The sequence below is a fragment of the Agrobacterium vitis genome (genome assembly GCF_037039395.1).
Lineage (GTDB): Bacteria > Pseudomonadota > Alphaproteobacteria > Rhizobiales > Rhizobiaceae > Allorhizobium > Allorhizobium vitis_E.
Window position 1 is genome coordinate 93,711 of the sequence record NZ_CP146241.1, and the last position, 26,225, is coordinate 119,935.

Genomic DNA, 26,225 nt, shown 5'->3' on the forward strand with positions numbered 1-26,225 from the left:
CACCAAGCACGATGCAAGCGTTGCATACCAACTATTAAGAGGATCATTTAATGGCGAAAATTGCTCTTATCGGTGCCTCCGGCAATGCCGGAGCGCGTATTTTGAAAGAACTCGCTGATCGCGGTCACACGGTGACAGCGATTGCCCGCAATCTTGAAAAGATTGCATCCTTGCCATCGGTTACGGCAGTTAAGGGCGATGTTTATGACAAGGACGGGCTTGCGCTCATCCTCAAGGGACATGATGCCGTCATCAGCTCCGTACACTTCACCGCCAGCGACCCGGATCTGCTGATCGAGACGGTACGGGCATCGGGCGTTCGCCGGTATCTGGTGGTCGGCGGCGCTGGCAGCCTGGAGGTTGCTCCCGGCGTGACACTGTTGAGCACGCCGCAATTCCCCGAGGCCTACAAGCCAGAAGCAACCAAGGGCGGCGAGTTTCTCGACACGCTGAAGACCATTGACGATCTTGATTGGACCTTCCTGTCTCCATCGGCAATGTTCGAGCCGGGCGAGCGCACCGGCACCTTCCGTCTCGGCAAGGATACATTGCTGGCCAACGACGAAGGCAGCCGGATTTCCTTCGAGGACTATGCCATCGCGCTTGTCGATGAAATTGAAACGCCGAAGCACATCAAGCAGAGATTTACTGTCGGTTACTAAACATTCTATCGCAGAGCGTTTCCGTTCAAAACGGAAACGCTCTGCGTTTTTGTCATGACGGCAAAAGGGTCTCTGCGTCACGGGCCAATGCAAGTGTATCTGTCACCTCATTTCCCTCCCGCTGCACTTAATCCCGCATCAAGCGCTGTCAGGATGCGATTGACATCTTCAGCGGTGATCACCAGCGAGGGAGACAGGATGACATTGGAGCCTGAGGTGCGCACCATCACGCCTGCGTCATAGGCGACATCCTGCACCTTTTGCACGGTATCCTTCGGCGCTCCGGTTTTCAGCTCACGGTCGCTCACCAGTTCCAGCGCGCACATCAATCCCTTGCCGCGCACATCGCCAATCAATGCGTGGCGTGTCTGCAATTCCTTGAGGCCAGCCAGAAGCTCATCGCCCCGCGCGCTGGCATTTGCTGCAACGTCCAGACGTCTGGTTTCCTTCAGCGTCGCCAATGCGGCGGCAGCGCCAACGGGATGGCCGGAATAGGTATAGCCGTGGCCAATCGAGCCAAAGCTGTTCTTGTTGGATTCAAACACTTCCGCGATCTTGTCGGACATCATCACCGCCCCGAAGGGGAAATAACCATTGGTAATGGCCTTGGCGGTGGACATCATATCCGGTTTGACGCCCCACAAACGTGATCCGGTCCATGCTCCGGTTCGGCCAAACGCGGTAATCACCTCATCGGCAATCAACAAAATACCATGCTTGTCGCAGATGGCGCGCATCATCGGCATGAAGGTTTCATGCGGCACAATGATGCCGCCAGCCCCCAGCACCGGCTCCATGATCAAGGCTGCGATGGTGTCGGCTCCCTGAAAGGCAATCTCATCTTCGAATTGACGGGCAATGGCGGCGGCGATGTCTGCCGGATCATTCAGCCCAAACGGATTGCGATAGGCATAGGGTGCCGCCAGATGGAAAACACCGGGCAGAAGCGGTTCATAATTGCGGCGGAAATTGCTATTGCCGTTCACCGAAGCGCCGCCAAAATGGGTGCCGTGATAGCCTTTTTTCAGCGCGAAAAACTTGGTGCGTTCCGGCTGGCCATTGACCTTGTGATATTGGCGGGCAAGCCGCAGGCAGGTTTCCACCGAATCCGAACCGCCTGATGTGAAGAAGGACCGGCTGAGACCATCTTCCTTGAACCATTCTGCAAGCTCGAAGGACAGTTCGATCAATGGCGGATTGGTCGTGCCGCGAAAGGCGGAATAATAGGGCAGCACATCCAGCTGTTCGCTGATGGCCTTTTTGATCGGATCGCAGGAATAACCAAGATTGACATTCCAAAGTCCGCCAACCCCATCCAGCACCGTTTTGCCATCAATATCGGTGATTTCAACACCGGACGCCGATGCAATGATGCGCGGCGGGTTTGCCAGCATTTCTGCCGGATGCGCCATCGGATGCCAGACATGGCGGGCGTTGTTTTCAGTCAGGAAATTTGTCTCGCGCATGGCGATGTCCTCTTTTCTCAAAGTCCAAGCATGGAAAGGGCGCGGGCATAACCGTCCGCAGGGCGTGTGACGTCGAAATGAATGCTCGGCAGGTTCACCGCTTGCGCGCCCCCAATGTTCTTCAACTGATCGTCAACGAAGACGCAGGACTCGCGCGGCAGGCCGATCTCGCTGATCACCTGTTCATAGGCACGCGAATCCGGCTTCAGGATCTTCGTATAAGTCGCATCCACGATCACATCGAAGAGATCAATCAGCGGGAAGCGTTTGCGAAATTCGACACCGTAAAACAGATCAAGCTCGTTTGACAGAATGGCAAGTTTCAGTCCCGCCGCTTTGGCGCGGGTGATGGCGTCGCGCGCTTCCGGGCGCAGCACCAATTCGGCTTCTGCTCCGCGCGCCCGCTGCACGAAGGTTTGCATGTCGGTCCAGTCTTCGCCAACAAGCTTGCCGACTTCGCGGGTCCGCTGCATCCAGTAATCGCGCTCGGTGATTTCGCGCTTTTGCATCGATGTCCAAAGGGCATCATTGTCGGCATCGAACGGGCCGCGCCATGTGAGTGTGCCGGGTTCAAGCCCCAGAGCCCGCTCGGTAATGTCGTGGGTTTCGAACAATGTGCGGGTCACAACCCCGCCGAAATCAAGGATCAGTGCACGATTGCCTGTCATGGTTTGCCTTCCGGAATAATGCCTTGCGCGACCCAGTCGTCAAAGACGGCAAGGGCGCGAGCGGAAAATGCGGGGGAATTGATGTGGGCTTCAACCTCGTGAAGCGTCACAGAATCGGGGATGGCGCGGCGCATTGCCTGCGTGAAGGCCTCAAGTCCTCCCGGATCATGCAATGGCTCGCCCGGTTCATCCCAGGCTTGCACACCGTGCAAGGGCAGCAGAAACGCAACAGGCGCATTGGCGCGGGAAAGCTTTTCGCCGATCAACGCCGCGGTTTCCCGCCGCCCATGATGCGATGTGGTCACAGAGCCGATCAACCGGTTGTGCGCATGGTAGGGGCGGTCTGCCAAAGCGGCGGGCACGGGTTGCCAGGCCGGAAGATCAACCATATCCATGGCGCCGGGAGCCACCAGCTGCGGAATACCGCAACGGCCCGCGTTTTCCAGGCGATCCGCGCCTGACGTGACGACCGTGCCGTTCTGGTGATTGACGACCTCCTGAACACAGAAATCAAAAACGGCAGAGAAGCCGTTTTGCGCCGCAATCGCCTCAAACGCACGGCCACCCATGCCGGTTGCATGGAAGATAGCCACGTCATAGCCGCGTTTTTCAAGCTCGGGGCGCAGATGCTTCATATATTTGAGGCAGGACGAGCCAAGCGAGGTGATGCCAATCAGCGGCTTGTCTGCCGCAGGCTTCACGCTTGCACGCGCGGCCCCCACAACCGCACCACAAGCCTGTGACAACACAGCGCGGCAAATGCCGTTCAATCCATAGAGACCACCGGCCCATAGAATCATCATCAAATCCGGCGCAATGCGCTCTGGCGGCAAAAGATGAGAATAGGCAATGGTTGACACCACAAATTTTGGCAGGCCCAGAGGCATTGCCAGCGCAACATCAAGCGCAAGGTCGGTGCCCATGGAGCCACCCAGAACGATCATGCCGTCCACCTTGCCGGTTGCGCAGAGGTTGCGGGTCAGCGCAACAGCACCTTCCGACATCAATGCCATCGCCGAATGTTCATCGCCGCTGTCAATAATGTCCTCAATAGTCACGCCTGCGGCTGCGGCGATGTCGTGTCTGGAATAGTCTGGCTGATAAGGCGGGTCCATTAGTACACTGACATCGACCATGACAGGTACGCCGCCCGCAGTGCGAATAATGTCTGCCATAAACTGAAGCTCGGCGGATTTGGTATCACCCGTGCCAATCACGAGAATGTTTGGCACGAGACTGTTTGGATTTTTCCCAATCGCTGATGGTGCTCGAAGACTCATTCAAGCTGTTCCCTTTGTTGATTTTGCTGTTCCCCAAGGTCGTTAAGACCCGTAGTATTTTTCTGAAATACGTTTGGCGGCTTCCGCCACCGATGCTCCAAAACCATTGAGCGTGTTGATATTGGCACGCACCAGGGGTGCGGCGATGGCAATGGTACCAACCGGCTGGCCGCTTGGTGCACGAATGGGCGCGCCGGTGCTGACCACACCGCTTTCAAGCCCCTGTTTGCTGATCGAAAATCCGCGCTCAACCGTTTCGGCAAGCATTTTTCGAATCTCGGACGCATCCGTGACCGTATGCTCGGTGAAGGATTCCAACGGGTTTGATAAAGCCGCATCAATCTGCTCCGGGCCGGAAAAGGCGAGATAGGCCAAGCCCGAAGCCGTGGCATGAAAGGGCAGATAGCTGCCAATTTCGACAATGACGCGATGAGCACGGGGCGAATCTTCAACGTGAATTGTCGCCACACGACCACCCGTGAATTCCGACAGGTGCACTGTCTCTTGCGACGCTTCAGCAAGCTCTTTGACAATGGGAATAGCCGTGCGCAGAAATGGATAACGCGCCTCGCGAATGCGGGCCAACCGCACGGGTGCCGATCCAATCCGGTATTTCCGGCTCTCCTGATCCTGCTCGACAAAGCCGTGTTTTTCCAGCTCCACAAGCAAACGCCGTGTGGTTGCCTTATCGAGTTCGCAAAGGCGGGCAATATCCGTAAGCCCCGCGTCATTGTTCAGCAGCGACAGGCTCTCCAGCAGTGACAAGGCTTTTCCGACGGTGCTCACGCGTTTGTCTCCCTCGTTCCGTCCGCAGATTCTTTCGATGGCGGCCCGGATGGAATCTCCTCGCGGGCCAAATCTACTTAACATGCGAATTAAGTTGACAGGTATGGATGTTATTTGCAAGTCTATATTTGAAGTTACGGTTCATTATTTGAACCAATACTCCGATTGGCGCAGAACAAGATAAAAATCACCCGCCCTTCGATCCGGATTCGCATTGGGAAGCTGCTCGCCGCGACAAAAATGTCCGGAGCAAAATCGGATAATCCAAAAGGGGAACGTTAAAACAATGGATCATCAACTCTCTAAAAGTGCAGAGGAAAATCAGCTGCGCAAGAACAGTCTTGGCGTCGGAGCCGTGACCTTTCTGGTGGTGTCGGCAGCGGCACCTCTGACGGCGGTGGCAGGCGGTGTTCCGCTGTCCATGTTGCTTGGCAATGGCGCTGGCATTCCGCTGACATTTCTGCTGGTCACAGCCATTCTGGTGCTGTTTGCCGTCGGCTATGTTGCCATGGCACGCCACATCCGCAATGCCGGGGCCTTTTATGCCTATACGGCGCAAGGTCTTGGCGGCATGATGGGCGGAGCTGCGGCGCTCATCGCCATTCTGGCTTACAATGCCATGCAAATCGGCATCTTCGGCATGTTTGGTGCCGCAACCTCCGGCCTGTTTGCAGGTTTCGGCCTCACCTTGCCATGGTGGGTCTGGACCTATCTCGGCGTGGCCATCGTTGCGATTTTTGGCTATCGCCGGGTGGATTTTTCGGCGAAAGTGCTGACGGTTCTCGTCATTCTTGAATATCTCGTGGTGCTGGTCATTGATGCTGCGATTTTCATTAAGGGTGGAGACAGTGGCCTGTCTGCCGTTCCGTTTACCCCCACTGCCCTGATGAGCGGCTCGCCAGCCATCGGCATCCTGTTTTGTTTTGCCTCCTTCATCGGTTTTGAGGCCACCACAATCTACAGCGAAGAAGCGCGCGAACCCCACAAGACCGTTCCGCGTGCAACCTATATTTCGGTGCTGATCATCGGCCTTTTCTACATGCTGACCTCATGGTTGATGGTCAATGGTGCGGGCGTAGACAAGCTGGTGCCGGAGCTACAGGGCCTCGCCGATCCCACCACTTTCCTGTTTGCTCTCGCCGAGCGCTATGTTGGCACATGGATCACGTTGGTCATGCAAATCCTGTTTGTTACCAGCCTGTTTGCCGGCGTTCTGGCATTCCACAATGGCGTTGCCCGTTACATGTATGTTGCCGGGCGTGAAGGCCTGTTGCCCAAATCCGTCGGCACCACGCACCCCATTTTCCAAAGCCCGCATGTTGGCTCGGTGATTCAGACGGTGATTACCGTGCTGGTCGTCGCCGTGTTTGCCCTCACCGGGCAAGACCCGGTGCTGGCGATGTTCTCATGGCTTACCAATGTTGGCACGCTGGCCATTATTCTGCTGATGGCCTTCACCGCTTTTTCGATTGTCGTCTTTTTCAGCCGCAATCCCGGGCTTGAAAACAATCTGCTGGTCACCAAGGTTCTGCCCATTGTTACCGGCGTCATTCTGGCATGGCTGGTCTTCTACATTTCCGCCAATTTCGGCAGCATTGCCGGTGCAAGCGGCGTGCTGGCGGTGTTTCTGCCGGGCCTTGTGCTGATCGCTGCCATCATTGGGTTGATCTGCGCTGCACGGTTGAAATCGGCTGACCCGGCCCGATTTGCGCGCTTGGGTGCAGGACAGGATGTGTAGCGGATTAAAACGCACCCAATGGCAGGCACCACGCCTGCCATTGGGGTTTGCAAAACAGTGATTTGCGAGGAATGAACATGCAGGACAAAATCAATAAGCTTCGAACGCTTCAAATTCCACCTCAGTCGCTGTTTATCAATGGTGCTTGGCACGCTCCCCTGAGTGATGCCTCGATGGACGTGATCTCACCCATCGACGGCAGCAGGCTGACCACCATTGCCGATGCGGGCGCACAAGACGTTGATCGCGCAGTCAAGGCAGCCCGCGCCGCCTTTGACAAGGGCCATTGGTCAAAAGCTGCACCTGCGGAACGCAAAAAAGTGCTGCTGCGGATTGCCGAGCTGATCGAGCGTGATGCGCTGGAACTGGCGGTGCTGGGCGTGCGCGACAACGGCACGGAAATCAGCATGGCGCTAAAAGCTGAACCGGGCAGCGCCAGCGCCACTTTCCGCTACTATGCCGAAGCAATTGATAAAATATACGGTGAAATTGCCCCGACAGCCGAGGGTGTGCTCGGTCTGATTCACCGCGAACCTGTTGGCGTTGTGGCCGCCATCGTACCGTGGAATTTCCCGATGATGATCGGTGCGTGGAAGATCGCGCCTGCCTTGGCAGCGGGCAATTCCGTGGTGCTGAAACCGGCGGAGGGTGCATCGCTTAGCCTGCTGAAACTCGCCAGCCTCTGCGCGGAAGCAGGCTTGCCGGAGGGTGTGCTGAATGTCGTGACCGGACGCGGAGCAATCACCGGTGAAGCCATCGGGATGCATCATGATATCGACGTGCTGGTGTTCACCGGATCAGGCGGTGTGGGCCGTCGTCTTCTGGAATATTCGGCCCGCTCCAACCTGAAACGGGTTTATCTTGAGCTTGGCGGCAAGTCTCCCAACATCGTGTTTGCCGATGCGCCGGACCTCGACAAGGCCGCCAAAACATCTGCGTTTGGTATTTTCAGAAATTCGGGACAGGTCTGCGTGGCGGGTTCGCGCCTTTTGGTGGAAAAATCCATTCACGAGGAATTTGCGGAAAAACTCGCCCGGATTGCCACATCGATCAAAGTGGGCGATCCCCTGTTGTTGAGCACAGAATCTGGAGCGATCTCCAGCGAAATCCAGCTTGAGAAGGATCTCGGCTTTGCAAAACAGGCCCTCGCCGAAGGCGCTCGACTGAGAGCGGGTGGCGCACGGATTATGGAAGAAACTGGCGGCTTTTACATGCAGCCAACCGTGCTGGATGTGACGCCGGACATGACCCTTGCGCGAGAAGAGGTTTTTGGTCCGCTTCTGGCCATCATCCCGTTTGAGACCGAAGCAGAGGCGCTGCACATCGCCAATGCAACAGATTACGGCCTTGCCTCTGCCGTGTGGACATCCAACCTCTCGCGCGCCCATAAAATGGTGCGCGGCATCAAGGCTGGCGTCGTCCATGTCAACACCTATGGCGGGGCCGACAACACAGTGCCGCTGGGAGGCGTCAAACAATCCGGCAATGGCCATGATAAGTCATTGCATGCGCTGGATAAATACGTTGACCTGAAAACTGCCTGGTTTCAGCTTTGATTGGTAGAAGACCTGTGCATCGATGACGGCCCCTCCGCCCAGAGCATCATGGTTTGGTGAGAGACGATGGACGATCTTGCCACGAGCATGACCCCAACCCAGTTTATGGGCGTGAAACCTTTAGCCTAAAGGCGCTCAACCTCGGGTGTTGCAACCAGTTTTGCGGCCTCGATATTTGCCAGTAAAAGTGCGTCGCGCATCGATTTTTCGGTGGCGAGGGCTGCGGCCATCACGCCGATGAACATGTCGCCGGCTCCATGCGTGCTTTCCACTTTCACCTTCACGGCAGGCAGGACGATTTCGTCTCCGCCTCGACTTGCATAGGCGACACCCGCGCCGCCTGCGGTGACGACAACGGATGGGAAGTTCACTAATAGTTTTCTTGCCGCTTCCAATGCGCCATCGAGCGTTTCGACAACCGGGACACCCGCCAGCATTTCAGCCTCGATGGCGTTGACGACGATGATGTCGATCAGGTTTTGAAGGTCGGCTGACAAGGTTCGCGCTGGTGCGGCATTGATCAGGACGCGGCCCCCAGCCTGCCGGACGGCCCTTGCTGCGGCGACATTAGCTGCGTCGGGGATCTCGTTCTGCAAGACCAGAACCGTTGTCCGGTCCAGCAGTTCGGCTGCTGCGGCAACATCCTGATCGCCAAGCGTCAGGTTGGCGCCGGACACAATAACGGCACCGTAATCGCCCTGCGCATCGAAAATCGCCACGCTCATGCCGGTGGCGTGGCCGGTAGACGCTGCTGCGTCGCGCCGCACGAAGCGATCATCAACCTGTCGGCGTTTGAGATTTTCCAGCAGAAACCGCCCAAATTCGTCGTCGGCAACCGCGCCGATCATGAATGTCGAGACGCCGGTCTGCGCTGCCGAGACGGCCTGATTGCCACCCTTGCCGCCGCTTTTGGGGTGCCAGGACGTGCCCGCAACCGTTTCTCCCTGACGTGGCCGGTCTGGACCGAAGACCGCGATATCATAATGCAGGCTGCCGAAAACGGTGACGATAGGCGAGGATGTCATGGAAGGCGATCTCTACGTTTGGAGGTAACGGCGGACATGGTGCGGTCGAGATTGCGCTCGGCGGCCTGATAGTCGCGCTGGGCGACGGCGACAAAAATGGCGTCGAGAATATTGAGCTGCGCGATGCGCGCCGCGGCATTTTCCCCCATCAAAGGCGAGCCTTGTGCGGTGGAACACAAGACCACTTCGGCGGACTGGGCGAGCGCGGAGGAACCGTAATTGGTAACGGCAATGGTGCGGGCGCCGTTCTTGCGGGCAAGTTGCAAGGCCTCGATCACGGCAATCGTATTGCCCGAATGCGAAAAGCCAATGGCGACATCGGTATCGGCAAGAAGGGCCGCCGACATCAGCATCATGTGTGAATCATCGAAGACGCTGGCGCGCACGCCAATTCTCAAAAACTTGTGGGCCACGTCCCGGGCGATCTGCGCCGAGCCGCCGACGCCGTAGAAATCCCGGTTTCGAGCCTTATGGAGCATGTCCGCCGCCTGGTCGAAGGCTGTCATGTCCAGAATGGCAAGCGTTTCCTCAAGGGCGTGGATCGAGGTGCGAAAGACTTTCTGGACGATTTCAAGCGAGGTGTCGTCAACCGATAATTCCTGATGCATTTCGGTGGTCGGCTGGCGGTTATACTGGCTGACGGCAGAGCGGAAATCCCGAAAGCCTGAAAAGCCGAGCTTCTTGGTGATCTTCACCACCATGGCTTCCGAAACCCCGGCATTTTCGGCGATCTGCTTCAGCGAGGTCTCTTCGCTGAAATCACGCATGCCGAAGACCGTATCCACGACCTTTGCTTCCAGCGGCGTCAGCATCGGCATCATCATGCGAATGCGCGGCCCCACCGCCTTCATGTCAAAGCCATCAGCGTTCATTCCCGTCCCCTTGTCGCGCGATCAATCATCATTGCGACGAGGATTATAAGGCCGGTGGCGAGCAGTTGATAGAAGGCCTGGACATTCATCAGCGTCAAACCATTGCGCATGGCGCCGAGGATGATGGCGCCGAGAATGGTGCCGACAATACTGCCCTTGCCGCCCATCAGCGATGCACCGCCAATCGCCGCTGCCGCAATTGCATCCAGCTCCCAGAGATTGCCGAGAATGGGCTCGGCGGCCCCAAGGCGGCCAATCAGGATGAGAGAGGCGAGTGCGGCGAGCCCGCCGGAAATCACATAGGCGGTAATCTTGGTGCGGGCGATTGGAACGCCTGCCACGTAAGCCGCTTCCTCATTGCCGCCAACCGCCATCAGGTATTCACCAACAGGCGTCTTCTTGAGCAGCACCCAGGCGGCGATCGACACGCCGGCAACGATCAATACCGGGATTGGCAGGCCCATCAGGGTTCCATTGAACAGCGCTCGAAAGCCGGGCGGAATGCCCAGCACCGGATTGCCGCCGGTGAAGATCAGCGCGATGGCGCGGTAAGTGCTAAGTGTTCCCAGCGTAACGATGAAGGGTTGCAGGCCGATATAGGCGACGAGCACACCATTGATGAAGCCGCACACCGCGCCGACCCCAAGCCCGGCGAGGATCGCCAAAGGGATGGGCGTGCCGCCCAGCAGCAGCGTTGCGGTCATCACGGCGGCGATGGCGGCGGTTGGCCCGACCGACAGATCGATGCCGCCTGAAATGATCACCAGCGTCATGCCCAGCGCCAGGCAGGCGTTGATGCTGGATTGCTGGAGGATATTGGTGAGGTTGCGCTCCGACAGGAAGCCGGGAACGAGCGTCGCAAATACCGCCATAATGACGATGAGGCCTATCAGCGTTCCGGCATCACGAAGCGAGACGGAAAAGCGGCGAAACGCCGGGGTGGCCGGGACGGATTGGCTGACGGCGGATGAAGAGGCGGTCATGGAGAAAGATCCTCTCTGTTTATGCAGGATGTGCGATGGCGGCAGCACCGGCACTCGCTCCTGGAATGGCGTGGGCGAGAATGGCGCTTTCCGTCAGTTGGTCGCGCGCGATCTCAGCGGCGATCTGGCCTTCTCGCATCACCAGCACCCGGTCGGAGAGCCGGATGACTTCGGGAAGCTCGGAGGAGACGACGATGATCGAATGGCCTTCGCGGGCCAGGGCTTCGATCAATTGGTAGATCTCGGATTTTGCCCCGACATCGATACCGCGTGTCGGTTCATCAAACAGCAGGATCTGTGATTTGGCCGCCAGCCAGCGGGCAATGATGGCCTTTTGCTGGTTGCCGCCGCTGAACAGGCGGATAGGGCGATCAAGCTGAAATGGCCGCAGGTTGACCCGCTTCAGCAAATCCTGCGCGCTGGCGCGCAGTTTTCCGGTGCGGATCAGACCGGCAGATGAAAAGCTGGGAAGTGAGGCGAGTGCCATGTTCAAACTGACCGGACGCAACGGGATGATGCCTTCGCGCTTGCGCTCTTCCGGCACAAGGCCGATACCTGCGGCAATCGCGTCACGAGGATTGCGCAGGCGCAGATCCTTGCCATCGATGGCCATCGACCCCTCGCTCAAACGATCGACACCGGCGATCAACCGCAGCAATTCCGTGCGTCCCGAACCGACCAGCCCGGCAATGCCCAGCACTTCCCCCCTTTTCAGGGTGAAGGAGACATTTTTGATCTTGGTGGCTGAAGACAGATTGTTGGCTTGCAGCCTGACCTGATCGGTCACGAAGGAATGATGGGTTTCCTGCATCAGTTCACGCCCGACCATCATGGCAATGACCTGTTTTTCCGACGTGGCTTTCATGTCGACGATGCCGACGAGCTTGCCATCCCGCATGACGCTGGCGCGTTGGCAGATACGGAAAACCTCGTCCATCTTATGGGAAACATAGATGATCGACACGCCATGGGCCGAAAGACCGGCAATCACCTCAGCCAGCCGGTCGAACTCGCTCGGCGTCAAGCTGGAGGTCGGCTCGTCCATGGCGATGACCTTGGCCTTATCAAGCAGGGCGCGGCCGATCTCGACAATCTGCCGCTGCGCGACTTTCAGGCTGGAGATAGGCGCGGAGACGTCAATGCTGCTGTCGATCATCGACAGTGCTTCGGCGGCCCGCTGTTCCTGCTCCCGGCGCGCAACGAAAAGCCCGCCCATATGGGGCAGCGAATGGCCGAGAAACATGTTCTGGGCAACACTCAGATGCGGCACCTGTTGAAGCTCCTGATGGATCATCGCAATGCCGGCCTGTCTTGCATCAAGCGGCTTGCGAAATGCGACAGTTTTGCCATCGACGAGAACACTGCCGGAGGTTGGCCGGAAGACGCCGGATAGAATGCGCAGAAGCGTTGATTTTCCGGCGCCGTTTTCACCCAGCAGTCCGTGAATTTCTCCGGGCGCTACGTCAAAGCTGACCTCCGTCAGCGCGTTGACGCCGGGAAAGCTCTTGGAGATTGTTTCAAATCCCAGTCTTGGCACCATCTCTCACCCTCCTCCTGCAAGACGCACGATGCCGGCCATGACAGCTGGCATCGCTTTTAAGTTTTTGTTTTGCATCGGATTTATCCGAGAACCGGTTCTTAACTTTCGGTCCGATGCTCTGACCTCGATTACTTGGCAGCCTTGGCGTCTTCCATCAGCACAGCGCGCACATCGACGCCCTTGCCCTGGTAGCGGGCGAGGTTGTCGGCGGTGATCAGCGCCTGGGGCGTGGCGACGACGCGCGGCAGTTTCTGGCCGGCAACGAGCCGAAGGGCTGTTTCCATGGCCACTTCACCTGTTAGAACCGGAAAGCTATCGACGGTGCCGGTCAGTTCACCAGCCTTGATCGAGGCATAGGCATCCGAAATGCCATCGGTGCCGAAAACAGCGACCTTGCCAGCAAGCCCTGCCGCCTTGACGGCTTCGACCACGCCCAGCGCCATGCCGTCATTGTTGGCATAGAAGCCGATAAGATCGGGGTGTTGGTTGAGGATATTGGTCGCGGCATCGTAGGAGGTCTGGCGATCCCAATTGCCGGGAACGCTGGCGACGACCCTGAACTTGCTGTTCTCACCAATGGTGGATTTGAAGCCGTCGGTGCGCTGCACGGCGGCATAGACGCCAGCCTGGCCCTCGATGATCGCCACCTTGCCGCCCTGCGGACGGTTGGCGATGAACCATTTGGCGACGCGCACGCCATTGTCGCGCTGAACATTGCCGACATAGTGCTCGGCCTGCGGGATCACGGCATCATTGACGTCAACGACCGGAATATTGGCGGCCTTGGCCTGTTCGATCACCGGCTGAAGATTGGAATCCGTCTGTGGCGACACCAACAGGACGTTATAGCCTTGGGTGATCATCCCCTCGGCAATCGTCAACTGACCGAGTTGGTCGCCTTCGCTTTGCGCCGCCTGATAGGCGACCGGAATATTCTTCGCCTTGCCGAACGCCGCATAGCCTTCACCGAGCGACCGCCAATATTCGTTGGTCAGTGTCTTTGAGACTGCGCCCGCCTTGGTGCCGTCGGGAAGCTTCGGAAAGGGGCCGAACTTTGCTTCCAGCTGCGACCAGTCCATACGGTCTTTTTCAGTGTCGGAATTGAGCGGGGCAAGCTGCTGCGCAAAGGCTGCGCTGAACAGGAAGCTGGCAGCAAGGCCAGTGGCAAGCGTCATTTTCATCATGGTCTTCATCGGTTCCTCCCAGGTGGTATCATCAGGCACGCCTCCGGCATGCCTTTGGTTACAAAGGTTTGAAATCTTCGAGTATTTGGAGTGGCGGGTCTTAACCCAGCATCAGTTCCTGAACGATGGCCTGCGCGGACACGGCATCCTGACGGTCGATGGCGCCCGAAAGACGATTATCCTGATCGAGGCGATCGACAATCCGCAACATGCGCTTGACGGTCTGGATATTGACCTCACATTCATGGACGGGATCGAGACCCGTCATGTCCGGGAACGTGTCGAAGTAGATAGCGCCGTCATAGCCGTCCTTGCGGATCTGGCGCAGAAGCTCGATGGTCTGCTGGGTGTGGACCGCGCCCACCATCAGGCCATCGTCGCGCTTTGCATAGCCATCGTTGAGATGGACACCGAGAACGCGGCTGTGGCGGGCAATCAAGGCGGCGGCAAAGGCTGGCTGTTCATCGGCGTAGAGCACGTGGGCAAAGTCCAGCGTTACGCCAAGATTGGGCATATCGACATCCCTGATGGCTAGCAATGTCGTTGCTGCATCCGGCATCAGACTGTAGGAGCGAGGCTCGTTCGGCTTGTACTCAATGCTGATCTGGCAATCCGGGTCATGGGCGCAAACTTCACGAATTCCGTCAATTTCGTGTTGCCACAGTGTGTGATAATCGGCCTGAAAGGCATAGTCGAACCCATCCTGGCCGAGCCAGAGCGTCATCAATTGGCTTCCTGCGGCGCGGGCCGCATCAATCCCGGCCTTGGTGAGATCGATGGCTTCCCGCCGGACTGCCGGATCGGGATTGGTGAATGCGCCGATCTTGAAGGCGGGATTGGTATAATAGCGCATGGCGAACCCATTGATCGCCAGCCCCATATCGCCGATCTGGCGGGCCAGAACAGCAGGATCTTCGCCAACATGATCGGGATAATTGAGGTCGAGATCCGTGAGCCCATCGACTTTTGCGGCGCGCTTTGCCATTTGCAGCATGGTCGGCTTGCCGGACAGGTCCGGCCATTCAGCCTTTGGGCAGGAGGCAAAGGAATTCAGGCGGGTTGCAAATTTCAGCTGGGTCACGGCTCGGGCTCACTTTGATCGCTACACTTCATACTTCACAAAATAATTATAATTTGTAAAGTAAAAAATGCCGCAAACCCCAGTGAATTGCCTGGAGCCGACCTCAACGACGCAGCAGTGCCTCGATGTCGCTGCGCTCCGGCATGGCGGGCGCCGTTCCCCGGCGGGTCACGGCGATGCCCGCCGTCGCACATCCGAACCGGACCGCCTCAAGCGGGGCAAGTCCTTCGGCAAGGGCTGCCGCAAAACCGCCGACAAAGGCGTCCCCTGCCCCTGTCGTATCAATGACAGGCCCGGCGGCAATGGCCGGAACCGCCACCGAGGCATTGTGGCTATGAAACAATACGCCTCTGCTACCCAGCGTGATGATAACAGTTCCGACACCGCGCTCCAGAAGCACATCCCCCGCCCGCTTCGCATCTTCGAGCGTATCGAGCGGAAAACCAACCAATGCAGCGGCTTCGGTTTCGTTGGGAATGATATAGTCGCACAGCGGATAGATCGCCTCTGGAAACGGCTCGGCGGGGGCGGGGTTGAAGATGGTGGTAACGCCAGCCTCACGGGCGATCATCAGCCCGTGGTGGGCTGCCTCGGCGGGCTGCTCCAGTTGGGTCACGAAAATCGCGCTGGTCTCGATGGTTTGCCGTGCCGCCTCAACATCCTCGATGGTAATGGTTCCGGCAGCGCCGGGATAGACGATGATGGCATTGTCGCCCGTCTTGTCGTTGACATAGATGAACGCGGCACCGGTGGGCTGATCGTCCATAATGGTCAGCTTCGGCAGGACACCCGCATCCGCATAGGTCTTCAATGCCAGATCACCGAACGTGTCTAGGCCAATCTTCGAGATGAAGGAGACGCTGGCGCCCTCCCCAGTCCTTGCTCCAGCTTCTTGCTGCCGCCACGGCCTGGTTGGAGCCCTTGCCGCCCGGACCGACGGAAAAACCGCTGCCGGTGATCGTCTCGCCCACGACCGGCAGCCGTGCCGCAAGATAGGCGGTATCGGCGACGAAGATTCCGAGTATCGAAATGCCCTTGCCCATGCTGGTCTCCTTATACCGCAGCGGGTGGGATGACGCCCTTGGTGAACAGGAAGCAGCCGTAGAAACGGGTTTCCCCGGTCGAAATCACACAATAGGCCTTCTTCGCAAGATCGTAGAACGCAAACCGCTCAATGCCGTACATCGGCGACGGCTTGCCCTCGGCGTGGTCGATTTCCGCTTGCACCTCGTGTTGCACCGGTTGGATGTCGTCCGGCGCACCCATGACTTCCATACGGCCCGCCGAATTTTGCAGGGGCGTGTCGAGGGGCAAAACCGACAGCAGGACGCGCACGGCTTCTGCGGCTGACAGATTGGCCATCGACAGCGGGCGGCCCAGCACGGTCTGACGTGCCACACTATCGCTGGGGAAATTGGTGTCGGAAATCACAAGCGTATCGCCATGCCCCATGGATCGCAGCGCATGCAGCACGTCGGCATTCAGGGCAGGATGAAGATTTTTCAGCATGGGACACTCCTTGTTTAACTTAGCACACTGCAATGACTGGACTATTTGACCGCACCGGCGGTCAGGCCCTTGACGATATAGCGCTCCAGGAAAACACCGACCAGAACGAGCGGCATGATAGCGGCGGTGGCGATAGCGGCCATGGACCACCAATTGATGCCTTGCGAGCCGGTCTGGCTGGCCACCATGACAGGCAGCGTCTTGGCGTTCGAACTGGTCAGCAGCGCTGCGAAGAAATATTCGTTCCAGCAGAGAATGACCGAAAGAATGAAGGCTGCCACCATTCCCGGCAGGGCGATGGGCAACACGATCCGCATAAACGCGCCCCAGATCGAGCAGCCGTCAACCAGGGCTGCCTGCTCGAGTTCGACGGGGATCGTGTCGAACTGGTCGCGCATGATCCAGATGACGATGGGCAGCACCATCAGCGTGTAGACCAGGACGAGACCGGTTAGCGAATCCAACAGCATCAGGTGTTTATAGAGCACCAGAAACGGCATGGCGAGCACGACAGGCGGCAGGATCAACTGGGATAGGAAGAAGAACGAGATATCCTTATTGCGCAACCAAAGGAATTTGTAGGAAAACCGACTGAGGCCATAGGCTGCCAGCGATCCGATCACCACCGCCAGAAAAGAGGCTCCAGCCGAGGCGACGACGCTGTTGAAGAACCGCCGCATAAATTCGTCGCGCACTGTGGAGGCCACGAATATCGTATCCGGCGAAAGGCCGAGCGAGCGCCAGCCCTTCCAATCCGGCGTAAAATCCACGAAGGGAATGAGGTGGCCCTGGGTGACGTTGACGGCGGTCTTGAACGAGGTGGTCATGGTCCAGTAGATCGGGAATAGGGAGATGAAGGCCCAGAACACCAGCGCCGCGTAGATCAGCAGGCTGCCTGTCATGAAGCGAGGGCGGCGAAACCTGGTTTCGGGACCGCTATGGCGAGTGGGGTTGCGTGCCATGGTCTAACCCTCAGTTGGAACGTTGAAGCCAGCGGCTCGTCACCTTGAGGATGAGCGAGACGAAGATAATGATGATGACGAGATAAAACTCGGCCAGCATGGTGCCGTAGCCGACATTCGACCGGTCTCGATATTCCCGGAAGATGAAGCTGGAGACGGTATCTGTTGCGCCGCCCGGTCCGCCTGCGGTGACATTGATGACGATATCAGCAAGCTTCAATTGGAAAATGATCCGCAGGATAATCACGGTGACGCTGACCGGCAGCATCAGCGGAAAGGTGATTTCCTTGAAACTTTGCCAGCCGGAAGCGCCATCGACTTTGGCGGCCTCCTTGATCTCCGTTGGCAAGGCCTGAAGCCCGGCCAGAAGCAGGATCATCATGAAGGGGATCGACACCCAGGCATCCATGGCCATCAGCGAGAGGCGCGCGAGCCATGGGGTCGAGAAAAAGGCGGGGTTGTCCCATCCCAGATGCCGGGCAAGGGTTGCCGCCGGGCCGAAGCGATATTCCATCAGCGATTTGCCGATCATCCAGCTGACGGCAACCGGGCTCAGCATCAATGGCAGAAGGAAGGCAACCCGAAAGAATTTCCGGGCCTTGATCTCGGCGTTCAAAAGCAGCGCCAGGCCAAAGGCAATGGCATATTGCACCAGAACCGCCAGAACATAATAGACCATGTTCAACAGCGCATTCCAGAAATAAAAATCGGCAAACAGCGTGTGCAGGTTATCGATGCCGTTGAACCGCCGCCCTGCGGCAGCGCTGAGGTTCCAGTCGGTGAAGGCAATGTAGAGCCCGAACACCGTGGGAAACACCACCATGGCGACCGTAAACAGCACCGCCGGTAAAACGAACACGGCACGCTGGCCGCCTTCACCACGGATCATGATTTGTGCGGCACACAGAGCCACAGCCCAGACGATATAGGCATAGAGCAAGGGACGCCAGCTGACGAGACCAAGTGAGGTCACCCCGGCTGCATCGAGGATTTGCAGAACGAGCACGCAGAGCAATAGGACAGTGGCCACCGTCAGCAGCAGGCGGCCACGCCGGGCGCCGGTTTGCCGCAGCGATACCCTTTCGGTCGGGCGAATGACAGGCATGGTCGTGTCGGACATAGCAAACCCTTGGGCATAACGCCCGAGCAGAAACCGAAGGCCAAGAGTGGCTTTAGGCTGATGAATGGACGTGTGGGAACACCAGCGGCAGTTTCCCGCCGCTGGCATGGCTCAAACGCCGAGCGAGGCCTTGTAGAGTGATATCTGCTTGTCGCGGCCAAGCTGATCGGTGAGTTTTTCCCAGGCCGCCGCAATGGCGTCAGCGCCTTCCTGGGGCTTCACCCTTCCCGCAAACACCTTCGCCAATTCGTCTTCCGCCACGCTGTAATATTGGAAGATACCGGGAATTCGCGGCTCGATGGCAGCGTTCGGGTGGTTGTAGGACTTCGACTGCGAGGCGAGATAATTGCTGATGAACGCTTCCTCATAGCCCGCTGCCACCCATTCCTTGATATCGAATTGGCTCTTGCGATAGCACTGGAAGCCGGAGGGGTAGGCTGCCGTCCACAAGGCGAGATCCTTGCCGCCGAGATGGGCCGCCGCACTCCAGGCCGCCTTCTTTTTCTTCTCGTCCTTATCGACACGGGCCATAACGTAAACGCCCCACCCTAGATAGGCCATGTTGGGCGCATAGTTCGGCCCGCTGGCCAGCGTCTCCCATTTCCCGGTCTTGGCATTATAGACATCGTCAGAGCCGGGAAGAATATCGAAGGCGATGGTGTCGCCGACCACCGAACTGTCGCTGGTCTGGGCACTCTGCCCGACATCGCCCCACCAGGAAACCATGGAGCCGGTTCCGGCCAGAAACTGCTGGAATGCCGTCGTTCCCGGATCGGCGTTCAGCTGGTCACCGGCTTCGGACGGCAGGGCGTCGACGACGTCTTGTATGGCGCGAACCCAGGCAGGATTGTTAATGCGTGGCTTCATCGTATCGATGTCGAACAGCCAGGCCTTGTCAGCCGGGTGCTTGGCATAGGCCGTCGCGCGGCTGCCGAGGAAGTAAAACCCAAAGCCGCCCCAGGCTTTCGGCGCGTCGAGATAGCCGATGGCATCGGTACCGCCGATTTTCTTGCCCTTGAGGAACTTGGTAGCCTCCTGCACCTGCTGCCAGGTTTTCGGCACGCCCCATTCGCCCGCATGGCCTTCGGCTTTCCAGGCTTTGGCAAGATCGGCGTCGGTGAAATAATCTTTGCGGTAGTTGAAGTTGTGGCAATCGCCATCCACCGAGACGCGGTAGACTTTACCATTCCAGGTGCCGACCGGGGCCTTCAGGTAATCGACGTAATCATCCATGTCGATCTGGGCCTTCACCCAGTCCGGCATTTCCGAGGCAAGGCCCTTGCCGCAGACATCACCCTCAAACGGTGCGCCCATTTCCAGAAGGTCAAAATCCACGGTGCCGGTGGCAATCGCCTGCTGAAGCCGGGGATTGTAATCCGCCTGGGCCAGGTCGATCCAGGTGATCTTGGCGCCAGTATAATCCTCCCAGGGCTTCAGGAAGCCGCGAAACAGCACATTGTGCAGGTTCTGATTGTTCAGGCCCATGAAGGACAGTTCGACGCCAGCGAATTCTCCCTTCTTGACGGTCTTCTTTGTGGCCTCCAGGCACATCTCGCCAACCTTCTGCCAGTCGGCATCGGTGGGAGAGCCCTTTCCAACGCCGGGTATTTGCAGGATCTGGGTGCGCAGGGACGCCTCATCGGCAAGTGCCGTTGCGGCATTGCCCAGCAACCCACCGGCCGCCGCCACAGCGCCAAGGCTTGCACCGGTCTTCAGGATGGCGCGACGGCTCAGGCCAATCGCCATCATCCTCTCGTATTCGCTGACTTTCATGTCTGTCTCCTCCCTTGTTCGCCTCTGTCAAATAACTGCTTTCACATGTCCCCTCCCGCGGACGGGCGAAAGCAGACCCTCGCTTTTCCCTGACAAACTCTATTCCAACCGCAACCCCGTTTCGCCGTCGAACAGATGGACCATGGCCGGGTTCGGCGTCATGGCAATCAGCTGTCCGGGCGGCTCTGCCAAACGCTCGCGGAACACACCGATGACCTTCTGCTGACCAAGCCGGGCAAAGACCTGAGTTTCCGTTCCGGTCGATTCCAGCACGGTGACGTTGGCGGTAACATCGCCGCCAAGCAAAAAATGCTCAGGCCGAATGCCGTAGAAAGCCACTCGTCCGTCCGACCCCGCAGGAGCTGAATTCAAGGGCAAACGGATGCCCTCTTCGGTCTCGAAAAGCGGTGTTGTTGAGGCCCGGATATGGCCCTTGATCAGGTTCATCGACGGCGAACCGATGAAACCAGCCACGAACATGTTGGCTGGCGCATCGTAAAGCGCCAGCGGCGAGCCGATCTGCTCGACACGACCATCCCGCAACACGACGATACGGTCCGCCATGGTCATGGCTTCGACCTGATCATGGGTCACATAAATCATCGTCGTCGCCAGACGGCGTTGCAATTCCTTGATTTCTGCCCGCATCTGGACCCGCAATTTGGCGTCGAGATTGGACAGAGGCTCATCGAAGAGGAAAACCTTCGGGTCGCGCACAATCGCCCGGCCCATCGCCACACGCTGCCGCTGCCCGCCGGACAGCTGCCGGGGATAGCGAGCCAGATAAGGGACCAGATCGAGAATTTCCGCTGCCTTGCGAACGCGCTCATCAATGAATGTCTTGGTTTCACCGCGCATCTTCAGCGCAAAACCCATATTCTCCGCTACGGTCTTATGCGGATAAAGCGCATAGCTTTGGAACACCATGGCGATATCGCGATCCTTTGGCGGCAGATCGTTAACGACCTTTCCGTCGATGACGACATCGCCAAAGGTGATCGGCTCCAGCCCGGCAACCATGCGCAGCAAAGTGGACTTGCCGCATCCCGACGGGCCAACAAGAACCACGAATTCACCATCAGGGATCTCGACGGAAACGCCATGGATAACCGTCAGGCTACCATAGGCCTTGCCGACATTGACGATATTCATCGATGCCAAAAGCAGTTCTCCTCCCAGGCCGGGGTGCTTTGCGCACGCCGTTTAAGCGGGTTTCCGGAAAACCGTAACGGTTGGAGACCTCCCTCTCACCGTCCCAGTCCTTGCGTCCGGAAAGACGCTGTCTTCACCGGGAACTTCACATAGTCTTTTATTTTGGTAAAGTCCGTTATTGCGTTTCGCCTAAATATTTTCGATGTTCATCGAAGCGCAGTCGAAACGGGAGTTTTGGCTCTGTTGAACTATGGATTGCGGTAAATATCGCCCTCGTGCTGTTCTGTCTAAGCATCACCGTATTGGGTAACATCACAAAAAAATGTCAAATCGTGAAGAAATTCACGGCCACAAAGGGAAGGCGAGGCCAGTGTTGAAGGGAATAGATCCGGTTTTGAACGCTGAATTGCTACATGCCTTGATGCTGATGGGCCACGGCGACCAATTGGTGCTCTGCGATATCAACCATCCGGCAGAGACGATTGCCAAGTACACCACATATGGCAAGCTCATCAATCTCTCTGGATGCGGCCTGGAGGTTGCCACGGCGGCGATCCTGACGCTGTTCCCCCTCGATACCTTTGTGGACGCGCCGGTGAAGAGGATGCAGGTGGTTGGTGATCCCGGTGGCCAGGTGCCGATCTTTTCGGCCATCCAGCGCGTGGTGGACCATGCGGAAGGACGACCGGTGAAGATCGACGCCCTGGAACGTTTCGCGTTTTACGCCGAGGCAAAGGCGTGCTTTGCGATCGTCAGAACGTCCGATCCCGGCCCCTACGGATGTTTTATTTTCAGCAAGGGTGTCGTTTGATACAAAGGCGCCAAGGCGGAATGACCTATCAGAGGTGTGAATCGATTAGGCCGGATCGATTCAGATAACTCGTTGGACGCTTCAATCGAACCACGCCAGACTCTGGCCATGGAGAAAGAGAATAACAGCCCCATCCAACTTCGCCGTATCGACCCGTCGCAAAACATGCGGCGCTTTTACACGCTCGCACTGCAACCGACCTTGTTCGGCGGCGCTTCCGTGATCCGCAACTGGGGTCGGATAGGTACGACAGGCCAGACCCTGATCGAGACTTTCGATCGAAAGGAGGATGCCCAACGTGTGCTTTCACGCCTTGAGCGGACGAAAAGAAAACGTGGTTATCATGATGCGGGTCGTCTATCTTGAAAGACATCAGACATATTTATGCTCTTTTACAGAGCAGTTGAATTTTCGTGCGATTCGTCATACATATTCTGCGTAGAAGGACGAAAACTGTTCTGCCTTTGGCGACAGGGTATGAAAGTGGTGGATGGTGTGACCGGTCAAGTGAAAACACGCGCCAAGGGCGCTGGCTCCCTGGTCGCACAGGTCAGCGAAAGCCTTCGCAAGGCGATCCTTGGCGGGGATTATGCGCCGGGCGATCGGCTTCCCAGCGAAATGGAACTGACCGAGGCTCATGGTGTCAGCCGGACCGTCATCCGCGAGGCCGTAACCGGCCTGCGTTACGACGGGCTGGTGGAAGTGCGCCAAGGGGCCGGCATTTTCGTCCTCAATCATCATCAATCACGCTCAAACCCGTCGAAGCTGGATCGCGCCCGGTTGTCGTCCGATCTCGAGGTTTTGGAGATTCGCACCCCGCTGGAGATAGAGGCCGCTGGTCTTGCCGCGCTGCGTCGTTCGCCAGCGCAGGAGGAAGCGATTTTCGATTGCCATGCAAAATTGCTGGACTGTATCGAGGCCGACCGCTCCATTCGCGAGGCCGATCTGGCCCTTCATATGGCGATTGCCGCGGCCACCAATAATCCGCTGTTTACGCAATTTCTCGAGATGCACGGCGCATCCGCCATCCCTCAGTCCAAAGTGGTCGCGGAAAACCGGGCGGCTGAACAAACTGCCTATCGCCGCCTCATCCACAGAGAACATCAGGCCGTGGTCGTAGCGATTTCCGACGGCGACGAAAAAGCGGCTCGCACCGCTATGCAGGATCATCTGCGCGGCAGCCAATTGCGCTACCGTGATCTGCTCCGCGATCTACGCGGCATCGGCAGCGAGGCCTGAATTTTCAGGATTCCGTCCCCCAAGCCTCGATCTGGGTCAGTGCCGGAAACGGCGATGGATCGTCAGCTTTCACCAGACTGTGCAGCCGAACCCATTCGGTGCGCGTTTCGGGCAGGAAAAAACACTGGGCGGCAGAGGATTTGATCAGCGCCAACCGCATTTCTTCTCCACCCGAAAAGCTCAGGACGGCACTTTCCCACCAGGCATCGTGTGGAAAATCAGCCCGCAGAGTGAGTACCACTTCACTGAGCGTGACCGGGCGGCCGAAAAACAGGGTCAGGGCGGCCTGCGGGTCTCTGTTGATCCCCCAACTGGTGAAAGGCCAGAAGCCGTGATTGTTATTGGCCCGCTCGCCATCGATGACATTGCGAACGGCGAAGGCCGCCTCCCCGCGTGTTTCGACATTGGCCTCGACATGCGGATAGGCTTGAGAATTGGCCTGATCATCCAGGGGGTTAAAGGCAAGGTTTCTCTGTGCCGCTATCTCTTCCGGCCTCGCCTTCGTAGCGTGAAGCCGGTGCAGATCTCCGCAAAATGCATGGGGTGGATAGGCGATTTTCCTGGTGCCGAACGGTATGGAAAAGCTGAAACGGCCCTGAGGCAAATAGAGGATGGCCGGTGCCATGGCGGCATCAAGCGCCAGGCGAACATGACCGGGCTCTGACACTTCGACCAATAGCCGGTCGCCGTCACGGTAGGGCTGGCGATAGACCAGAAAGGCTTCATGATCAGCACTGCTCTGCGCCAGATTTTGGCCCGCAGCATCCACCACCGTGAGTGTCACTCTCATTCTCACCCTCCTCAAGTAATCGTCAGCGATAAGCGTGCTGTCTCGAACGGCAGCAGAATGCGGAAAATTCTGTCCGGCCAAGCCTGCCGCAGCCGGGGATCGCCGATGTCGATGACCTCGATGATCGGTTCTGCCGCACCACTCACACTGATTTCGCCGAGCCCATCCAGGATCAGCCGCCCCGCCTGCGCGCGGGGCGCAACGCAGGTTATCAGCGACAGGACCGCAGGCTTGTCACCGTCATGCTCATCGACAACTTCGATATGGCTGCCGCGAATGAGCCTAACGCTGCGGCGATAAGAGCGCAGCGCTGCTTCCTGCGGATAGGCTGCGGCGATCTCCAGCGAAATGCGGGCCTCCTCCACCTCGAAAGCAGTCTTGACATCGCGTGCGGCACATTCCGGTCCATCCTGCTGCATCACGCCTGCAAAAGCTGGAAGGTTGTGGTAGGCCGACTGCATCGTCCAGATCTCATACCGCTGCGGCGAGAAAGTCTTGGCCGTATAGGTTTCGACGCCGATATCGATGAGAAATGGTTGTCCGTCCTTGTAAAGCGTCAGGCTGCCGACATCGTTATGATTATGGCTTTCGCCGTTGTGTCCGCCCTTCACCGCCAGATCAAAACGGCTGTCGCGGGCAATGAAAAGCCCAGTGCCGGGGTAGAAAATTTCGCCTTTTGCCGCCAGCTTTTCGGGCGCAGGCGCAACATCCGGCAAGCATGTCGCCGCCGTCAGCCGGTACCAGAGGTTCCACTCCCTCGACAGCAGTGGATCGGCGGATTGTCGAAGATCGGCGGAGGCAAAATCCATCAGCACCTTCGAGCCCACCGCTTCGCCAAACAGATATTCCCGGATGCTACAGGGCTCCAGAACTGCGGATGAATCGGCAAAATTGAAATAATGCCGTCCGGCCACATGCATGTTGAGGATGTATTCCGCCATGTTGCGGATCTTTTTTGTCTGCCAAAGCGGACGGCATAGGTCCGGCGCAACCTGATCCAGCACGGTCATGGCGCCAAACAGACAGAGAGCGGCATGGCGGTAATAGAGGACGCCTTCCTCGCAGGCGCCGTCCTCGGCATAGTCCTTGAGAAAGGCATCGAGACTACCTAGCGCTTTGACCAGCACTGCACGGCGGATCTCCTGGCTCGTCGGCAGGGAAAAGGTGGCGATCAGGACGTTCTGGGTGATCCAGGCGGTCCAGTTGTTCATCCGCTCGGTTCCTTGCCCCATCCACCAGAAATGCCGGGTAAGATAAGGGGTGATGATACGGCGGTGGATCTCCTGCTCTATGCGGGCAGGCAGGCGCGGATCGCGTTTGGCAAGGGCAGGTCTTAGCAGCCAAACCAGGGTTGCCAGGTTCGCCGCCGTTTCGGCCGCAAAGAGATCGACCACCGGATCATCAGGATCGGGCAGTGGCTGGCGCGGACCGCCGCGTCCATAGGCATTATGCGCTGGCAATTGCCAACCGCTCTCCTCGCAGATCAGGATGACGCCATCGATAATCGCGTCGATGAAGTCGCCCCCGCCGCTCTCCCCCTTGCCTTTCGCGCATTCGGCCAGAACCAAATCGTTCAGCATCAGGCGGCGGCGGAAATACAGGTCTTCGAAGCGCGAGCGGTTTCCTGTCTGGGTATAGTCACGGTAATGAGAAGAGAGGATTTGCGGCCAGTCAGCCTCCAGCGCGGCGCGGCCTGCGGCCTGAAGAGCGGTGAGATGGTCGGCACCCAATCGTTGCCGCAACCCATGGACGTCAGCACCTGTGACAGGTTGGAAATCGGCAAGGTGAGGCGGCAAGCTGCCGATATGCTCGCTGAACATGATGTCCACCTCCCCCGTCCTCGCGGTCCGACAATCCCCTGCTATCATACCTATTTTCACCTTTCCAGTAAATTTGTCTGATGTTATCGGAAGTTGTTTGACCAATAAACGATCTATGCTATGCAGGGATCGGGAGACGGGTGCAACCGACAGGCGGCCCCGCATGGAACGCTTGAGCATGGCACGATACGCTTCGTGCGGGAGGAAA

Annotated in this window: 23 protein-coding genes and 1 pseudogene; 6 read left to right on the forward strand and 18 right to left on the reverse strand. The window is 58.0% G+C overall.

The features are described from left to right. Positions 1–50: 50 nt before the first annotated feature. On the forward strand, positions 51–662 hold the full coding sequence (locus tag V6582_RS00510) for an NAD(P)-dependent oxidoreductase (RefSeq protein WP_156633683.1): 612 nt from the start codon (positions 51–53) through the stop codon (positions 660–662). Between the two features lie 107 nt (positions 663–769). On the opposite strand, the gene V6582_RS00515 is transcribed toward V6582_RS00510, so the two are convergent. Genes V6582_RS00515 through V6582_RS00530 form a run of 4 tightly spaced genes read right to left on the reverse strand, consistent with a single transcriptional unit; the run spans position 770 to position 4,862 of the window. Continuing rightward, positions 770–2,128, reverse strand: coding sequence for an aspartate aminotransferase family protein (locus V6582_RS00515; protein ID WP_156633682.1), 1,359 nt, complete (start codon positions 2,126–2,128; stop codon positions 770–772). Positions 2,129–2,145: 17 nt separating this feature from the next. Continuing rightward, complete coding sequence (locus tag V6582_RS00520) at positions 2,146–2,796, reverse strand: HAD family hydrolase (protein ID WP_156633681.1); 651 nt, start codon at positions 2,794–2,796, stop codon at positions 2,146–2,148. Beyond that, complete coding sequence (locus tag V6582_RS00525; protein ID WP_156633680.1) at positions 2,793–4,076, reverse strand: Tm-1-like ATP-binding domain-containing protein; 1,284 nt, start codon at positions 4,074–4,076, stop codon at positions 2,793–2,795. The genes V6582_RS00520 and V6582_RS00525 overlap by 4 nt, the downstream gene beginning before the upstream one ends. Positions 4,077–4,118: 42 nt before the next feature. Continuing rightward, positions 4,119–4,862, reverse strand: a complete 744-nt coding sequence (locus V6582_RS00530; protein ID WP_337739363.1) for an IclR family transcriptional regulator — start codon at positions 4,860–4,862, stop codon at positions 4,119–4,121. 286 nt (positions 4,863–5,148) lie between these two features. Here V6582_RS00530 and V6582_RS00535 point away from each other — a divergent pair, with 286 nt between their 5' ends. After that, complete coding sequence (locus V6582_RS00535) at positions 5,149–6,600, forward strand: APC family permease (RefSeq protein WP_156633679.1); 1,452 nt, start codon at positions 5,149–5,151, stop codon at positions 6,598–6,600. Between the two features lie 77 nt (positions 6,601–6,677). After that, positions 6,678–8,156, forward strand: a complete 1,479-nt coding sequence (locus tag V6582_RS00540; RefSeq protein ID WP_156633678.1) for an aldehyde dehydrogenase — start codon at positions 6,678–6,680, stop codon at positions 8,154–8,156. 125 nt (positions 8,157–8,281) lie between these two features. Here V6582_RS00540 and V6582_RS00545 read toward each other — a convergent pair whose 3' ends face one another. The 12 genes and pseudogenes from V6582_RS00545 to V6582_RS00600 form a co-directional block, all read right to left on the reverse strand. Next, positions 8,282–9,181, reverse strand: a complete 900-nt coding sequence (locus V6582_RS00545) for a ribokinase (RefSeq protein WP_156633677.1) — start codon at positions 9,179–9,181, stop codon at positions 8,282–8,284. Next, positions 9,178–10,053, reverse strand: coding sequence for a MurR/RpiR family transcriptional regulator (locus V6582_RS00550; RefSeq protein ID WP_156633676.1), 876 nt, complete (start codon positions 10,051–10,053; stop codon positions 9,178–9,180). Before V6582_RS00550 ends, V6582_RS00545 begins: the two co-directional genes overlap by 4 nt. Continuing rightward, positions 10,050–11,036, reverse strand: coding sequence for an ABC transporter permease (locus V6582_RS00555; protein ID WP_156633675.1), 987 nt, complete (start codon positions 11,034–11,036; stop codon positions 10,050–10,052). The genes V6582_RS00550 and V6582_RS00555 overlap by 4 nt, the downstream gene beginning before the upstream one ends. Positions 11,037–11,055: 19 nt before the next feature. Then, entirely contained in the window at positions 11,056–12,576 is a 1,521-nt protein-coding gene (locus tag V6582_RS00560; protein ID WP_156633674.1) for a sugar ABC transporter ATP-binding protein, read from the reverse strand. 128 nt (positions 12,577–12,704) lie between these two features. Then, positions 12,705–13,769 carry a sugar ABC transporter substrate-binding protein gene (locus V6582_RS00565; protein WP_197434460.1) on the reverse strand — a complete coding sequence of 355 codons (1,065 nt, stop codon included), beginning with the start codon at positions 13,767–13,769 and terminating at the stop codon, positions 12,705–12,707. A gap of 91 nt (positions 13,770–13,860) precedes the next feature. Then, positions 13,861–14,832 (reverse strand): sugar phosphate isomerase/epimerase family protein, encoded by a 972-nt coding sequence (locus tag V6582_RS00570; protein ID WP_156633700.1) that lies wholly within the window; start codon positions 14,830–14,832, stop codon positions 13,861–13,863. Positions 14,833–14,944: 112 nt separating this feature from the next. After that, positions 14,945–15,884: pseudogene (gene rbsK / locus V6582_RS00575) on the reverse strand (ribokinase). 10 nt (positions 15,885–15,894) lie between these two features. Then, a complete protein-coding gene (locus V6582_RS00580; RefSeq protein ID WP_156633672.1) occupies positions 15,895–16,350 on the reverse strand; it encodes an RbsD/FucU family protein in 456 nt (151 codons plus the stop codon). 41 nt (positions 16,351–16,391) lie between these two features. Beyond that, positions 16,392–17,252, reverse strand: coding sequence for a carbohydrate ABC transporter permease (locus V6582_RS00585; RefSeq protein WP_234889810.1), 861 nt, complete (start codon positions 17,250–17,252; stop codon positions 16,392–16,394). A gap of 70 nt (positions 17,253–17,322) precedes the next feature. Next, positions 17,323–18,432: a carbohydrate ABC transporter permease gene (locus V6582_RS00590; RefSeq protein WP_156633670.1), complete on the reverse strand. Its 1,110-nt coding sequence runs from the start codon at positions 18,430–18,432 to the stop codon at positions 17,323–17,325. 111 nt (positions 18,433–18,543) lie between these two features. Beyond that, positions 18,544–20,205: an ABC transporter substrate-binding protein gene (locus V6582_RS00595; protein WP_156633669.1), complete on the reverse strand. Its 1,662-nt coding sequence runs from the start codon at positions 20,203–20,205 to the stop codon at positions 18,544–18,546. 99 nt (positions 20,206–20,304) lie between these two features. Further along, positions 20,305–21,366, reverse strand: coding sequence for an ABC transporter ATP-binding protein (locus tag V6582_RS00600; protein ID WP_156633668.1), 1,062 nt, complete (start codon positions 21,364–21,366; stop codon positions 20,305–20,307). Between the two features lie 361 nt (positions 21,367–21,727). On the opposite strand from V6582_RS00600, the gene V6582_RS00605 reads away from it, so the two are divergent. From V6582_RS00605 to V6582_RS00615, 3 genes are all read left to right on the forward strand, one after another. Then, positions 21,728–22,168 (forward strand): RbsD/FucU family protein, encoded by a 441-nt coding sequence (locus V6582_RS00605; RefSeq protein WP_349508863.1) that lies wholly within the window; start codon positions 21,728–21,730, stop codon positions 22,166–22,168. Between the two features lie 108 nt (positions 22,169–22,276). Next, positions 22,277–22,534 (forward strand): WGR domain-containing protein, encoded by a 258-nt coding sequence (locus V6582_RS00610; protein WP_156633699.1) that lies wholly within the window; start codon positions 22,277–22,279, stop codon positions 22,532–22,534. A 111-nt stretch (positions 22,535–22,645) separates the two neighbouring features. After that, positions 22,646–23,407: a FadR/GntR family transcriptional regulator gene (locus tag V6582_RS00615; protein WP_156633666.1), complete on the forward strand. Its 762-nt coding sequence runs from the start codon at positions 22,646–22,648 to the stop codon at positions 23,405–23,407. A gap of 4 nt (positions 23,408–23,411) precedes the next feature. Here V6582_RS00615 and V6582_RS00620 read toward each other — a convergent pair whose 3' ends face one another. Both V6582_RS00620 and V6582_RS00625 read right to left on the reverse strand, forming a co-directional pair. Continuing rightward, positions 23,412–24,197, reverse strand: a complete 786-nt coding sequence (locus V6582_RS00620; RefSeq protein ID WP_156633665.1) for a carbohydrate-binding protein — start codon at positions 24,195–24,197, stop codon at positions 23,412–23,414. Positions 24,198–24,208: 11 nt separating this feature from the next. Further along, positions 24,209–26,017 (reverse strand): heparinase II/III domain-containing protein, encoded by a 1,809-nt coding sequence (locus V6582_RS00625; protein WP_156633664.1) that lies wholly within the window; start codon positions 26,015–26,017, stop codon positions 24,209–24,211. Positions 26,018–26,225: the final 208 nt, after the last annotated feature.